14 protein-coding genes are annotated in these 14,147 nt (G+C 51.6%); 4 read left to right on the plus strand and 10 right to left on the minus strand.

All coding sequences use genetic code 11. The annotated features are described in order from the left end of the window. Window positions 1-99 precede the first annotated feature (99 nt). Window positions 100-1,023 carry a LysR family transcriptional regulator gene (locus JQN73_RS09750; protein WP_205322850.1) on the minus strand — a complete coding sequence of 308 codons (924 nt, stop codon included), beginning with the start codon at window positions 1,021-1,023 and terminating at the stop codon, window positions 100-102. Between the two features lie 249 nt (window positions 1,024-1,272). Between JQN73_RS09750 and JQN73_RS09755 the strand changes: the two genes are divergently transcribed. Beyond that, window positions 1,273-1,695, plus strand: coding sequence for a VOC family protein (locus JQN73_RS09755; protein ID WP_205322851.1), 423 nt, complete (start codon window positions 1,273-1,275; stop codon window positions 1,693-1,695). A 92-nt stretch (window positions 1,696-1,787) separates the two neighbouring features. On the opposite strand, the gene glmS is transcribed toward JQN73_RS09755, so the two are convergent. Continuing rightward, the gene (gene glmS / locus JQN73_RS09760) at window positions 1,788-3,605 is read right to left on the minus strand and encodes a glutamine--fructose-6-phosphate transaminase (isomerizing) (RefSeq protein WP_205322852.1); all 1,818 of its coding nucleotides are present in this window, start codon (window positions 3,603-3,605) and stop codon (window positions 1,788-1,790) included. A gap of 184 nt (window positions 3,606-3,789) precedes the next feature. Here glmS and JQN73_RS09765 point away from each other — a divergent pair, with 184 nt between their 5' ends. Then, on the plus strand, window positions 3,790-4,254 hold the full coding sequence (locus JQN73_RS09765; RefSeq protein ID WP_205322853.1) for an Lrp/AsnC family transcriptional regulator: 465 nt from the start codon (window positions 3,790-3,792) through the stop codon (window positions 4,252-4,254). A 127-nt stretch (window positions 4,255-4,381) separates the two neighbouring features. On the opposite strand, the gene glmU is transcribed toward JQN73_RS09765, so the two are convergent. The 6 genes from glmU to JQN73_RS09795 form a co-directional block, all read right to left on the minus strand. Further along, entirely contained in the window at window positions 4,382-5,749 is a 1,368-nt protein-coding gene (gene glmU, locus JQN73_RS09770; RefSeq protein WP_205322854.1) for a bifunctional UDP-N-acetylglucosamine diphosphorylase/glucosamine-1-phosphate N-acetyltransferase GlmU, read from the minus strand. 166 nt (window positions 5,750-5,915) lie between these two features. Beyond that, complete coding sequence (locus JQN73_RS09775; RefSeq protein WP_205322855.1) at window positions 5,916-6,500, minus strand: YXWGXW repeat-containing protein; 585 nt, start codon at window positions 6,498-6,500, stop codon at window positions 5,916-5,918. Window positions 6,501-6,686: 186 nt separating this feature from the next. Next, a complete protein-coding gene (locus JQN73_RS09780; protein ID WP_205322856.1) occupies window positions 6,687-7,019 on the minus strand; it encodes a YegP family protein in 333 nt (110 codons plus the stop codon). A 286-nt stretch (window positions 7,020-7,305) separates the two neighbouring features. Then, entirely contained in the window at window positions 7,306-8,268 is a 963-nt protein-coding gene (gene ttcA / locus JQN73_RS09785; RefSeq protein ID WP_205323298.1) for a tRNA 2-thiocytidine(32) synthetase TtcA, read from the minus strand. Window positions 8,269-8,300: 32 nt separating this feature from the next. Next, window positions 8,301-8,717: a dihydroneopterin aldolase gene (locus JQN73_RS09790; protein ID WP_205322857.1), complete on the minus strand. Its 417-nt coding sequence runs from the start codon at window positions 8,715-8,717 to the stop codon at window positions 8,301-8,303. A 79-nt stretch (window positions 8,718-8,796) separates the two neighbouring features. Further along, a complete protein-coding gene (locus JQN73_RS09795) occupies window positions 8,797-9,618 on the minus strand; it encodes an SDR family NAD(P)-dependent oxidoreductase (protein ID WP_205322858.1) in 822 nt (273 codons plus the stop codon). Window positions 9,619-9,843: 225 nt separating this feature from the next. Between JQN73_RS09795 and JQN73_RS09800 the strand changes: the two genes are divergently transcribed. Together JQN73_RS09800 and JQN73_RS09805 are read left to right on the plus strand one after the other, a co-directional pair. After that, window positions 9,844-11,076 carry a class I SAM-dependent methyltransferase gene (locus tag JQN73_RS09800; protein WP_205322859.1) on the plus strand — a complete coding sequence of 411 codons (1,233 nt, stop codon included), beginning with the start codon at window positions 9,844-9,846 and terminating at the stop codon, window positions 11,074-11,076. Window positions 11,077-11,313: 237 nt separating this feature from the next. Continuing rightward, the gene (locus tag JQN73_RS09805) at window positions 11,314-11,508 is read left to right on the plus strand and encodes a DUF2905 domain-containing protein (protein ID WP_205322860.1); all 195 of its coding nucleotides are present in this window, start codon (window positions 11,314-11,316) and stop codon (window positions 11,506-11,508) included. Between the two features lie 50 nt (window positions 11,509-11,558). Here the strand turns inward: JQN73_RS09805 and JQN73_RS09810 are convergent, their stop codons facing one another. Both JQN73_RS09810 and kefC read right to left on the minus strand, forming a co-directional pair. After that, a complete protein-coding gene (locus JQN73_RS09810; RefSeq protein WP_255542219.1) occupies window positions 11,559-11,984 on the minus strand; it encodes an ArsC/Spx/MgsR family protein in 426 nt (141 codons plus the stop codon). A 136-nt stretch (window positions 11,985-12,120) separates the two neighbouring features. Next, window positions 12,121-13,959: a glutathione-regulated potassium-efflux system protein KefC gene (kefC, locus tag JQN73_RS09815; protein WP_205322862.1), complete on the minus strand. Its 1,839-nt coding sequence runs from the start codon at window positions 13,957-13,959 to the stop codon at window positions 12,121-12,123. Window positions 13,960-14,147: the final 188 nt, after the last annotated feature.

Below are 14,147 nucleotides of genomic sequence, written 5' to 3' on the forward strand. Positions count from 1 at the left end.
TGAGTTCGGTGTTAAAAAAGCTCGCTTCGGCGAGCTTTTTTTTGTCCGCACGGACATGATTTGCACGCTCAAACCCTACCGCATCGCTGCAAGCAACAGTCAACCTGTGCCCCGCGCAAAATCAGCTGCGAGATTTTTTGCCGCACTGGATGCTTTCTCTGAAGCCGCTCTGGCAATACATTCGATCAAGGTGGCAACGGCGGCGTTGGGGGCTGAGGTGATTTTTTGCAATATTCCGATTTCGCGCAAAAAACCACGATCCTCCAGGGGAAGAACACGTAATTTTTTGTTCGAGGTCCCTGATACCAGTTCATAAGGAATGATGGCGACGCCCAATCCTTTCTTGACCATCTCCATGATGACCATAGGTTCATCCAGTTCCATCGTCTCGTTGACATGCAAGCGCGCACGTTTCAAATACCGATCGACTAGCTGGCCACCATACGAGCGGCGGCTGTAGCGCAAAAAGGGATGCGATGAAAGTAATACTTTGATGCTAGTTTCGCGCGTGGTCAGAGGCGCAATTGCCACATAGGTTTCACTTATGACGGTTGTCCATCTCAGTCCTCGGTTGATCTTCAGGGCAGGACGGATCATCACCGCCAGTGATAAATCGTTACTATCAAATTGCGACATTAGTTGCACCGATGTGCCGGGAACGACATTCACCTCCACCAACGGGAATGCCTGACGAAAATAGGCCAACGCTGCAGGTAACAAGCCAAGTTGCACGGTCGAAATGGCACCGATCTCAATTTTTCCGCGGGTTGCTGCGACGTCTGTCTGCCCCTTCATCGATTCGAACAACCGGACAATTTCTTCGGACGTTCGTAACAATTGCTTGCCATGATCGCTGAGCGACACGGATTTCCCCACTCGGGTGAACAGCTCGCAGTTCAACTCATCTTCAAGACGGCGAACCTGCATGCTTACGGCCGACTGAGTTAGGCCAAGTTTCGTGCCCGCGCCAGAGAAGGACTCAAGCCGGGCTGCGACTATAAAGGTTTTGAGATAGCGAATCATATTTATGAAATATGCTTGTGAATTGAGCTTATGAATTAAGCTTATGAATTAAGCCTATGAAGAATGCTTATGAATTATTCTAATTACGAGCACTTAAATTGATCATTTTACATCGTATATTGGAATATGTAGACTGCAGGAATTCCCGTGCCATCAGAGGCTGACGTTTGCTGGCAAGATCCGTTGCGATGCTGATTGAGCGGAAGGGAAGATTCCATTATTGCTTTAATTTCGGAAAGAGGTAAGTAGATGAGTACAACGTCACTGTTTCATTTGGCTTTTCCCGTCAACGATATCGCAGAGGCCCGTCGCTTTTACGGCGATCTTCTAGGTTGCGCAGAAGGCCGCAGTTCTGAACAATGGGTCGACTTCAATTTTTACGGGCATCAACTGGTAGCACATCTGGCGCCCCAGGAAACCGGAACGAGCGCTAGCAGTTCGGTGGACGATCACGCAGTCCCGTGTCGCCATTTCGGTGTAATTTTGACGTTGCCCGAATGGGAGGCTTTGGCCGAGAAACTAAGAGCCGCCGGCATAAAATTCATCATTGATCCCTACATCCGCTTTAAGGGACAGGTCGGCGAACAGGCAACCATGTTTTTTTTGGATCCATCCGGTAACGCACTGGAATTTAAGTCTTTTGCAAATATGGATTATATCTTTGCAAAATAAGGGAGTCACGTCAAAAACAGGGTGCGTTATCAACGCGAGTCTTATTGGAAAGCAATATTCCCACGATGATGAACACGGCCCAGCGTACGCTCCTATTCTACCGTCACCGATTTAGCCAGGTTCCGCGGCTTATCAACATCTGTTCCCCGCGCCAGCGCCGTGTGATAGGCCAGCAATTGCAGCGGTACGACGTGCAAAATCGGCGACAGCAAACCGTAGTTTTCCGGCAGGCGAATGACGTGTACGCCTTCGCTTGGGTTGATGCGAGAGTCGGCGTCGGCGAAGACGTAAAGCTGGCCGCCGCGGGCGCGGACTTCTTGCATGTTGGATTTCAATTTTTCAATCAGGGCGTCGTTAGGTGCGACTGTGACCACTGGCATTTCTTCGGTGACTAGCGCTAACGGACCATGCTTGAGTTCCCCGGCGGCATAAGCTTCTGCATGGATATAGGTGATTTCTTTGAGTTTTAAGGCGCCTTCGAGTGCGATCGGATAGTGAATGCCGCGACCGAGGAATAGGGCGTTTTCTTTACGTGCGAAAGCTTCTGCCCATGCGACGATGTGGGGTTCCAGCGCTAGGACGCTTTGCAATGCAGCGGGCAGATGACGTAGTGCTTTCAAATGCGCTTGCTCTTGCTCGTCGCTGAGGCGATTTTTGGATTGGGCCAATGCCAGCGTCAGCAAAAATAGGCCGACCAGTTGCGTGGTGAAGGCTTTGGTCGAGGCGACGCCGACTTCGACGCCAGCGCGGGTAATGTAAGCCAGCGCACATTCGCGCACCATGGCGCTGGTGGCGGCGTTGCAGATGGTGAGCGTGTGCTGCATACCTAATGAGCGCGCGTGTTTGACGGCAGCGAGCGTGTCGGCGGTTTCGCCGCTTTGAGTGATGGTAACGACTAGTGTATTGGGATTCGGCACACTGTCACGGTAACGATATTCGCTGGCGATTTCGACACTGGTCGGAATTTTTGCCACGGATTCGATCCAGTATTTGGCAGTGAGACCCGCATAATAGCTGGTGCCGCAAGCCAGAATCAGGACTGAATCAATTTGCTGAAAAGTGCTGAATGCTTTGTCGCCGAATAGCTCCGGCATGATCCCGGTGACGCCTTCGAGGGTGTCGGCAATGGCGCGTGGCTGCTCAAAAATTTCCTTTTGCATGTAGTGCTGATACGGCCCCAATTCGACCGCGCTGCTGTAAGCATGGACGGTTTTGACTTCGCGCTCGACTGACTTGCCATTGCTATCGACGATCCAGACGCGTTGCAGCTGTAGATCAACCACGTCGCCTTCTTCCAGGTAGACAATTTGATCGGTGGTGCCGGCGATTGCCATAGCGTCCGATGCGACGAAATTTTGTCCTTCGCCGATGCCGACGATGAGCGGTGAACCTTGACGTGCGGCAACTACGCGGTGTGGCTCATCAACACTGAACACAGCAATCGCAAAAGCGCCGGTGAGACGTTTGACGGCCAGCTGGACGGTCTCGAACAGGTCGCCGGTGTACATGTGATCGACCAAATGGGCGATGACTTCGGTGTCGGTCTGGCTTTCGAATACATATCCCACGGCCTGCAGTTCGGCGCGCAGATCATCGTGATTTTCAATGATGCCGTTGTGAACGAGCGCAATGCGATCGCGGGAAAAATGCGGATGGGCGTTGTGCGTGGCCGGTGCGCCGTGGGTGGCCCAGCGAGTATGGGCGATTCCGGTGAAACCGTTTAATCCGGACAGTGCAATCTGATTTTCCAGATCGGCGACGCGGGATGTGCTGCGTGATCGTTGGAGTTTTCCGTCGAGATGTACCGCGACGCCACAAGAGTCATAACCGCGGTATTCAAGACGTTTTAATCCTTCGATCAGGATTGGAATGACATTATTTTGCGCAACTGCGCCAACGATACCGCACATGGTAGCCTCGGAAGTGAATTTGAATCCGAGTATTCTAAGCCGTTGAAGATGAAATAATTTGTCTTAATTTTTGAATTTTTGGCGTATTATTTCATGATATTTAACGAATGAACGAAAAATTCAAATTTTTCAATATTGCTTCCTTATATTTCAATATCAATTTTAGCTTTGTTTCAAATTTGCTATGAATATTTTTCTGGATGCACTTGATCGGCGTATTTTAAACGCGCTGCAACAAGACGCTTCACAAACCAATCAACAGCTGGCGGCGTCGATTCATGCCTCCGCACCGACCTGTCTGCGTCGGGTAAAGCGGCTCACCGAGCTTGGCGTTATTGTGCGGCAGGTGGCAATTGTTGCGCCGGAAAAGGTTGGCGCGGGGCTAACGGCGCTGGTGGAAGTCACGCTGGATCATCAGGGCGATGAATATCAGGTGGCGTTTGAGGCGCTCATCGCCAAAGAGGCGTCAGTTTTGCAATGCTATCGTGTCTCGCCAGGGCCGGATTTTGTGATGGTGGCGCAGGTGGCCGATATGGCGGCCTATCACGCGCTGGCGCACCGGCTATTTGCGGCCCAAAAAAATGTGCGCAATGTGAAAACATATTTTTCGATTTTGCGAAGTAAGTTTGAGACTAGCATCGCGGTTTAATGTTGAGGTGTTGAGGTGTTGAGTATTGAGGCTTTGCCCGCTATGGGCTACGGAAGGGAAGTTGAGGCGGTGCGCGAAGCGAAAGGCAGCCTTGTTGCTGCCTTGTCGCCGCCTTATATTGGTGCTGTTATTTTTTTATCTTCACCGGGCGTTCCCAGCCTTCCACCGTTATCTGCTTACTCCGGGATACCGTCAACTTGCCCGCCGGCGCATCTCTCGTGAGGGTCGTTCCTGCGCCGATAGTCGCGCCTTTGCCAACCGTAACAGGTGCCACCAGCTGACTAACGCTACCGATAAAGGCGTCATCTTCAATCATCGTGCGGGATTTATTGACGCCGTCATAGTTGCAGGTAATGGTGCCGGCACCGACGTTTACGCGTGATCCTATGGTGGCATCGCCAAGATAGGTCAGATGATTGGCTTTGCTGTACGCGGCGATCTGGCAATTTTTAACTTCGACGAAATTGCCAATATGAACCTCTTCACCCAATGTGGTGCCGGGACGCAAACGTGCATACGGTCCGATTTGCGACTGTGCGCCGACTGTCGCCTCTTCGATGTGGCAGAACGGCTTGATGTTAGCGGCGAGACCAATGTGCGCATTTTTGATGACGCAATGGGCACCGATAGTGACTCGATCGTCCAGCCTGACGTTGCCTTCAAAAATGCACCCGATGTCAATCGTGACGTCGCGGCCGCAAATCAGGGTGCCGCGCACGTCCAGCCGTGCCGGATCGAGTAGCGTCACGCCCTGTTCTAGCAACCGGTGCGCGATACTGCGTTGGTGTATGCGTTCCAGCTCGGCCAGTTGCACCTTACTGTTGACACCCAGGGTCTCCCAAACGGCGTCAGGCTGTGCCGACACGACTTTGGTTCCACCAGCGACTGCGCTGGCAACGATGTCGGTCAGGTAGTATTCACCCTGCGCATTGTTGTTGGATAAGCCCGCCAGCCATTGTTTTAGCAGCGCGGTCGGTGCGATCATGATTCCGGTGTTGCATTCAGTAATAGCGCGTTCGGCGGGGTTGGCGTCCTTTTGTTCGACAATGCGGACAATATCGCCCGTTTCCCTATTTTCACGGACGATGCGGCCGTACCCGGTCGGATCGTCAAGCTGGACTGTCAGTATGCCGAGTTTATCTGAGCCAGCAGCCGCCACCAGACGTTGCAGCGATGCGCTTGTGGTCAGCGGCACGTCCCCATACAGAATTAAGGTCGGGACGCTATCGTCCAGTTGCGGAACTGCTTGCATGACGGCGTGCCCGGTGCCAAGTTGTGGTTCTTGTTTCGCGAACACCAAATCTGCAGCGGTAAACTGGGTCAAGACCGCATCACCGCCATGGCCGTAAATGACGCACAACCTCGTTGGCGATAAGCTGCGCGCGGTATCAATGACATGCGCCAGCAAGGATTTACCGGCGAGCGGGTGTAACACTTTCGGCAGCGCCGATTGCATGCGTTTGCCCATGCCGGCGGCGAGTATGACTACATTCATGACGGTACTTTGTGGGAGATGAGGTGCAAAATTTTAGCACGGGGCATGCGCTAAAGTAGGATAAATAGATTTCCTGAATGCAAATTCCCATCGAGGATGTGCCGCGATGGGAGGTGCTGGCTTCGAACGCGCCAGAAACGGCGCGTAGAGTCGTTGCAGGTGAAGGTTAGTAATGCTGCCAGAAGCCACCAGAAAAGGTCCAGGTATTGCCGCTTCGGTACCAATGTGCTGGCGCATAGAAATAACCGTCACGACGCACTTCCCAATGCCCGCTGACCCACACATGCTGCCCGTTATCCCAGCGCCAGAAGCCGCCGATCCAGACGTGATTCGGACTAGGTGCCGGTGTCAGGTTCTCTATTCTCGGAGCAGGCGGCGCGACGTTGATCACTATTGCGGAGGTGTTTTGTGTCGGTACGAGGGTTACCCAACGTCCTGGGTGATAGGTCCACTCAACCCCATTGTTGCTCCAGTAAGGATGCTGAAATACCTGATTCTGACGCGATTGCTCCCAGTGTCCGTTATTCCAGACATAGCGATTGCCTTCCCATTTCCAGTGTCCGCCAATCCAATAGGCATCGGGATAGGGTGGTGGCGGGATCACTTCAGATAAGGGGGCTGGCGGCGTCTGAACAATGTGGTTTTGGACCGCCCGTTGTTGAGGTGGTGCGACCACGCATCCGGCAACCGTTAAAGTGGCTGCGACAGTGAGTGCCATGAGAGCATAACGTTGAATAGTACGATTTTTCATGTGTGCTCCTGATTGGTGTTGTGCATCCTAGAACGGTGTGGCGCTAAAAGGGATGACACGCCTTACAGTTGGTTGCAAACTTGATAGGGCTTTTTACACAAAAATCCACTACACCGAATTCTGTGATTGGCGCATTCCTAAGATCGTTCTGGTGGATTGTTACTGCCTTTGCAACCCCTTATCGGGTCACGTCTCATTGACGACGGCATGGGTGGGGCCATTTTTCTTTACGGTTGCGATGGCGACATCACGCGCGACGGTAGTGCTGTACATCAGACTGTGACCGATGACCTGATGGTTTGCGGCTTTCAGATTGAAGTAAAACTTGCCGTTGGCTGCCTGATTACGGCTGTACCGGTCATCATGGGAGCTGTTGGTTTGTACTGAGGCGATGCCATTTTCTGCCGATGCTTTTGCTGCGTAAGTTTCGCTGGTGAGAACGACTTCTCCGTTAGCTGCGTACAACACAAAATAAAACTGACCATCGCTATCCCTTTTCAGGGTGTAGGAAGCGGGCATATGTTTCTTCTCCGATTATCAATAAAGCGAGATGAGCACCCGTAAAGCACATTCACGTCTTCTCTGACCCGGCTCCGTGACGCCGGTTAATGTCAGCAGTAATTTTGATTATATAGTCCGATGGCGCAACTTCCATTGAAAATTTGCATGGCGTTGAAGAGGCTATCTATCCGCCCTCCGTGGCTGATTGGGTTAACCAGGAAACGGGAACGAATAGCCATTTATTTTGCACTGTTTTAATGGCATAAATTGGTGCCGAAAATACACGACCGGATTTTTTATTCGGTTACTCAGTCACGTGCAACGGAATGACGCTCGAGACGGTATTGGTCGGCACGGCACATGGTTCATCATCAAAGGCAATATCACCATTAGGATCTGCAATTCCTGTCGCTGTCAGTCCCTCGAAGTCGAACAGATTACGGTCCATCAGATGTGATGGGGCGACAGTGGAGAGGGACGAGAAGATGTTGTCGACCCGGCCCGGATGCTTCTTTTCCCATTCGCGCAGCATGTTTTTGATCTGCTTGCGCTGCAAATTTTCCTGACTGCCGCACAGATCGCAGGGAATGATGGGGAATTGTTTGACTTCAGCATAGCGGGTGAGATCAGCTTCTTTGACATAGGCCAAAGGGCGTATAACGATTTGCTTGCCATCGTCAGACTGCAATTTGGCGGGCATACTTTTCAACTTGCCACCAAAAAACATGTTCAGGAAGAAAGTTTCCATGATGTCGTCGCGGTGATGGCCGAGTGCGACTTTGGTTGCGCCCAACTCTGTGGCGACCCGGTACAAAATGCCACGGCGCAGGCGTGAGCATAGCGAGCAGGTGGTTTTACCTTCCGGTATCAGCCGCTTGACAATACTATAGGTATCTTGATTTTCGATATGGAACGCCACGCCAAGATTGGTCAGATAGTCTGGCAGAATATGCGCAGGAAAGTTGGGCTGCTTCTGATCCAGATTCACCGCAATGATGTCGAAATTGATCGGCGCACGTTGGCGCAGTGTGATCAGAATGTCCAATAATGCGTAACTATCTTTGCCGCCTGACAGGCAGACCATGATTTTGTCGCCGTCTTCAATCATGTTGAAGTCGCCGATGGCTTGCCCCACTTGTCGGCACAGGCGCTTATGCAGTTTATTGTTTTCGTGGGCGATCTTTTCGACCTGTTTCGCACTTGGCGGCGCGGGTTCTTCGCGGGCGGCGCTGGCAAGAAGCGGAGTAGCTGGGGTCAGATCGAGCATGTTAGGATCGAAAAAGGTTTTTAGTACGGAATTCATGTTGGCTCCAACAATGCTGCTCTCGGTTTGATCCGAAATACTTCGACGCCGACTGAATCACAATCATTATAAGCGTCCGGTTTTTCGGTGGTAACGCGCACTGCGCGTACTTTAGGATGGGCCAGCAAGGCGCTGGCCAGGTCATCACATAAGGTTTCTTGAAGATGAATGTGGCCCTGTTGCATGCGTTTAGCGACCGTATTGCGCATAAAGTCGTAATCGACGACCTCATCGAGCTGATCGTTATTGGGGGTCGACAGTGCCAGAGGGATGAACAGGTCGACGTTGATGAGCGCCCGCTGTTCACCCTTTTTCTCAAATTCAAAGACGCCGATATTGATCTGCACCTCGTAGTTGCGCAAAAACAGGCGGCGGCAATCGCTAAGATCGGGGTGAATAAGTGCGGATGGCATGGTTTTGGTCAGTAAAAAGGTTGAACAGACGGTTGAACAGACGGTTGAACAGACGGTCGATTGGCTGATTATCGATGAATCAAGGCGCCGATAGCGCTGATGCAATTGGGGCAATGACCTCCCGATTACCTGGAGCGGCCCGTAAATGCAGGCCACCGTCCAGCAATAATGTGGCGCCGGTAATGGCGGTGGAGCCAGCGATAAAGCAGATGCTCGCGGCAAAGTCGTCGGCGATGGTCGCAGCGCTGAAAGTGGGACTAAAGGCAGCACTAAAAGCAGCACTAGAAGTAGCATTGGAGGCAGCGCGGTGCAATTCAAGTGCCGGAGCGACGCCGACTACACGTATCCGTGGTGCTAAAGCCAGAGCAAGTGATTCTGTGGCCCTGAGCAGAGCAGCTTTTGATAATGTGTAAGATAAAAAATCGGGATCGGGATTAAAAAGTTTTTGATCCAGTAAATTAATAACGACAGCCTGCGACCCTTCGGCGGTGGCTTGATGCAGTGCCCGCGCCAACACTATTGGTAGGGCGACATTCGTGCGCATGTGCTGTTCGAGCTGCGCCGCAGAAAAATCGGCGGCGTCATCCATCGCAGCATAGGTAGCGTTATTCACCAGACACGTCACAGTTCCCAGGGTAGTGATTGCGCGCGAAATCAATGATTTAACCTGATTTTCATCCTGCAGATCGGCGCAGATAATCTGTGCACGGCGTCCCAATTTTTCACATTCTTTGACCAGTTCCAGCATAGATGCGGGCGGTTGCAGGCCCTCATAATGCAGAGCGAGGTCCCATTCCTGCTGCGCTAGCGCCCACGAAAGGACCATGCCTGATGGACTCGATGCACCGGTCACAAGTACAACTTTGGCGATTGATCGCGGCCGCGTGGGGGAAATGCTCATGCAAAAAATCTTTATAAAAAATTAAAATTCACTAAAATCTTGTTACCGCCGTCATTTTTGCGCTAAATCGCTCAATCCAAGCTGGTTGAGTGCGCTTTCTTTGCCTTCGGCTGTTGAGCCGGTTTTCCATATCCGATTCTCAGGCCCCGGGGCCACACCGACGATTTGGATTAAAAATTGTGCCGAAGTTGTTATCGAACCGGTGATATCTCCTACAATATCGCCATGCAACTGCAACTACCCGAAGCTTCTATCGAAGCGCAACAGGCATCAAGCTTGCTGCACCGCCTCATCGCCGCCGAAATCTGTCATAACGATGGATGGATTTCCTTCGCTCGTTATATGGAGTTGGTGTTATATGCACCAGACCTCGGTTATTACAGCGGTGGCGCCGCAAAACTGGGTAAAGACGGTGATTTTACAACCGCGCCCGAGATTACGCCGCTTTTTGGCGCAACGCTTGCACAATTATCCACAGAGTTGATCACTGCGACGGACGCGCCGCTGGCATCGCAGATACTCGAATTTGGTGCCGGCACCGGGCAATTGGCCTGGGATATCCTGACCGAATTACAATCCAGCGGCTTTTATATCGAGACGTATTATATCGTTGAGCTGTCAGCCGAGTTGCGCGCGCGACAGGAGCGTAAGCTGAAGGGCTTTCCTCAGGTGCAATGGCTGGATCGTTTGCCGACGTCTTTTTCTGGTGTCGTGATCGGTAATGAGGTATTGGATGCGATGCCGATTGAGTTGGTGGTACGGGGTGAACATGGCTGGTTACAACGGGGGGTCGGCCTTAAAAATGCGCCGCAATCGGATGTCGCTGCGGATTCAGGGCAGAACAACGAAGAGCCGCAATTTGAGCAATTTGGGCACCTTAAGGAATTTGTCTACGTTGATCGTCCGGCGCAGCCAGCCTTGATAACGCAAATCCCGGACGCTGCCGATTTGGCGATTGGTTATCTGACAGAGGTTCACCCGGTCGCAATCGGATTTATGCACTCATTGGCAGCCATGCTGAGCGCTGGTTCCGGCGGTGCGGCATTGTTGATTGATTATGGTTTTCCGGCTTCTGAATATTATTTGGGTCAACGCGATCAGGGAACGCTGATGTGTCACTACCGGCACCATGCGCATCCAGATCCGTTTTACTGGCCGGGATTGCAAGATGTGACGGCGCATGTCGATTTCACCGCAATGGCGGTCGCTGCCATCCATGGTGGTCTGGATGTGATGGGATACACCTGTCAGGCTGCTTTCCTGCTCGACGCAGGCATCGCCGAATTATTATTGCGAACTTCGCCAGAGGAGCCGTTGAAATATTTACCGCAAGCGAACGCGGTGCAAAAATTAATATCCCCGGCAGAGATGGGGGAGCTATTCAAGGTTTTAATCGTTGGAAAGCAAGCGCTTTTGCCGTCGCGTTTTGAACGCAATGATCGTTGCCATAAATTATGATGGAGGTCGAGTCGAAGGGACGAAATCGAGATGCGCTTAATCGGGTTTGTGAGTAGATTATTGTCGCATTCCCGGTACTATTACCTCAAGTCTGTGATGCTGGATTTACCTTTGGGCCGAATTTTATTGACGCGCGGATTGTCGATCCGACAGGATTCATTTTTCGTCGCAAACGTCTTCGATAACAACTTTCATCATTCGCATTACCAGATAATATTTTTCCACCGAAAGAGCACAATGATACGTTGGGTGTTAGTAATTTTTCTTGCAGTGATTGTGTTGTCCAGCGCGCTGCCGTGGTTGGAAAAAATGGGTATCGGGCGCTTGCCGGGAGACGTTCGATTCAGACTCTTCGGCAAGGTGTTCTCGTTGCCATTTGCCTCCACCATATTGATCTCAACGGTCGTGTTTTTACTCGCACGATTTCTATAGAAAATGCAGCGTTCCGGGGTCCTTCGGTTCAGGCATAAATCTAGCGCATTTCAACACGGCCTGGCCTCCACCGGAGTCAGCCTTTCAATAATTTCTTGCGTCTTCGCTGCCCGATCTTTCGGGGCGCAAAATAAAACCTCAATTAATTCGGCAGGCTGTGCGATCACCGCGAAGTTCTGATATGCCACGATTGGGCGTTTTAGCAATTTTGGATGTTCAATCAAGGTTTGTAATAATCGAAAATCAGAAGCGTTGGATAATTTCATCTTCGAATACTGACTTTCATAAGTCCGCATCATGCCTACGATCGGAAGGTCAAGTTGTTTCTGCAACTTAATCAGCATTGGAATGGTGAGCGGAACCTGCTGATAGTGGATGATTTCTAAAAGAAGGTCACTACGGGCGCACAATTTCTCGACCATTTGAAGCGCTTCGCGCGAATAGGGACAGCGTGGATGGTGATAGACGGTGATCATTTTGCATACCCTTTTTTAATGCTGCCAGACTGTGGCGCTATTAAGTGTAATCGCGCTGGCGGGGTATGTCGAGTTTGCGAGGTCAACGCGTTTGTTTGAAGTGACCTTTCACCGGTTCCTTTGCTGGCAGATTGCCTCAGTCGCGCCCGTCGTCGGCATCCGGATCCTTGCCCGCTTCGCCGCCGTTCGCGATTTCACTATTGCGAATCATCTGATCGTGCGCAAACATTTCTGCGAGTTCTGCGCGGGCTTGTTTTGCCAGAGACACCGTCTGTTGCTGGTCTTTGTGATGCGGATAAATATCGAGCACGGTCTGTAAATTGTGGGCCCGAAATTTTATTGCGGCTTGTTCCGCACGCAGGTCACCGAACCCCAGTTCTCGCAACGCCTGCCGACCAAGTTGCAAAGCTGAGTCGAAGGTCTCACGTTCAATGACTGTGACGCCAAGGTCCATCAAATCGTAATAGTGGGTAATATTGCGGGCGCGTGCCGCGATGGGTAGTAACGGATAGGCACGGCGTACTGCCGCGATCAATCGTAAACTGCCGTCGATATCATCAATAGCCACCACCAGCAAGCGTGCTTTGGCAATCCCTGCGGTGCGTAACAAATCGATGCGGGTTGCGTCGCCGTAAAAAACTTTGAAGCCGAATTTGCGTAATAGATCGATCTGATCCGGATCGTGGTCGAGCACCGTTAGTCCCACCCGATTGGCGTGCAGCAAACGTCCCACAATTTGTCCAAAGCGCCCAAAACCGGCAATGATGACCGGATTTTCGTTGTCATCGATGACGTCATCGGGCCGTTGGCGTGTCGCTGCGAAATACGGCACGATCACCTTGTCATAAAAGATCAGCAACAACGGTGTAGCGACCATCGATAATGCGACAACGACGACCAGGATCGAAGAGGTTTCCTGTGAAAAGACCTTGGCCGCTGCCGCTGCACCGAAGACCACGAAAGCAAATTCACCGCCTTGCGAGAGCAACATGGCAAACAGAAATTGTTGAGCTCGGGCGATTTTGAATACCTTGCTGAGAATATAGAGCACGCCTATTTTTATCAGTAAAAAACCGACCACCAAACCGAGCACCAACCATGGCTGAGCGAGAAAAACACCGAAGTCTACCGACATGCCAACGGCAATAAAAAACAGACCAAGCAGCAAGCCTTTAAACGGCTCCAGATCGGTCTCCAGCGCATGTCGGTACTCCGAGTCAGCTAGCAAAACCCCGGCCAGAAAAGCGCCCAATGCCATCGACATGCCGACCCATTCCATCAGCAAGCCTGTGGCAATAACCAAGAGCAGCGCAAACGCCGTAAATATCTCGCGTAGTCCGGTTTTCGCGATCATTCGAATGAGCGGTCGGACTAAAAAACGGCCGCCAAAAATTAAGCTGGCGATCACGGCGACAGCCTTCGCCGCGCCGAGCCATCCGACATCACTTCCTTGTACCGCAGCGACGCCCAACAAGGGAACAATCGCAATCATCGGAATCGCCGCAATATCCTGAAATAACAGTATCGCAAAACCAGCCGAGCCAGCGGCAGTTGCTGTCAATTTTCGCTCACCCAGCGTGGCCAGCACGATGGCCGTGGAAGACAACGAAAGTCCGAGGGCGGCAATGAGTGCCGTTTTCCAATCAACGCCAAATCCGATAGCGGCACCACATAGCGCCAAGGTCACGACACCGACCTGCGTGCCGCCCCAGCCAAAAATTTGCCGCCGTAATGACCACAAACGTTTTGGCTCCAGTTCCAGGCCTATCAAGAATAGCAGCAGCACGACGCCGAATTCAGAGAAGTGCAAGATGTCTTCGACGCCATCGATCAGGCGCAGACCCCAAGGTCCAATTGCCATGCCCGCCAACAAGTAACCAAGGACTGCTCCCAGCCCCAGGCGTTTGGCGATCGGGACCGCAGCGACGGCTGCCGCCAGATAGATTAATGCATTGAGTAATAGACTTTTTTCCATAGGGGCGAAATCGACTGCTGCTTTTACAAGACTCTCAGACTCCAAGATTCCAAGATTGAATGCCGTATAAAACGCTAAATTAAACTAACTAGGCTTATACTTTAGTAAGCTATTTTTATCCTTGCAGGAAAAATTGTATTGTCACTTTCTGCGCAGTGCTTAAGTTTATGAGAAATTGAACAGATGAC

The organism is Glaciimonas sp. PAMC28666, from assembly GCF_016917355.1.
Taxonomy (GTDB): Bacteria; Pseudomonadota; Gammaproteobacteria; order Burkholderiales; family Burkholderiaceae_D; genus Glaciimonas.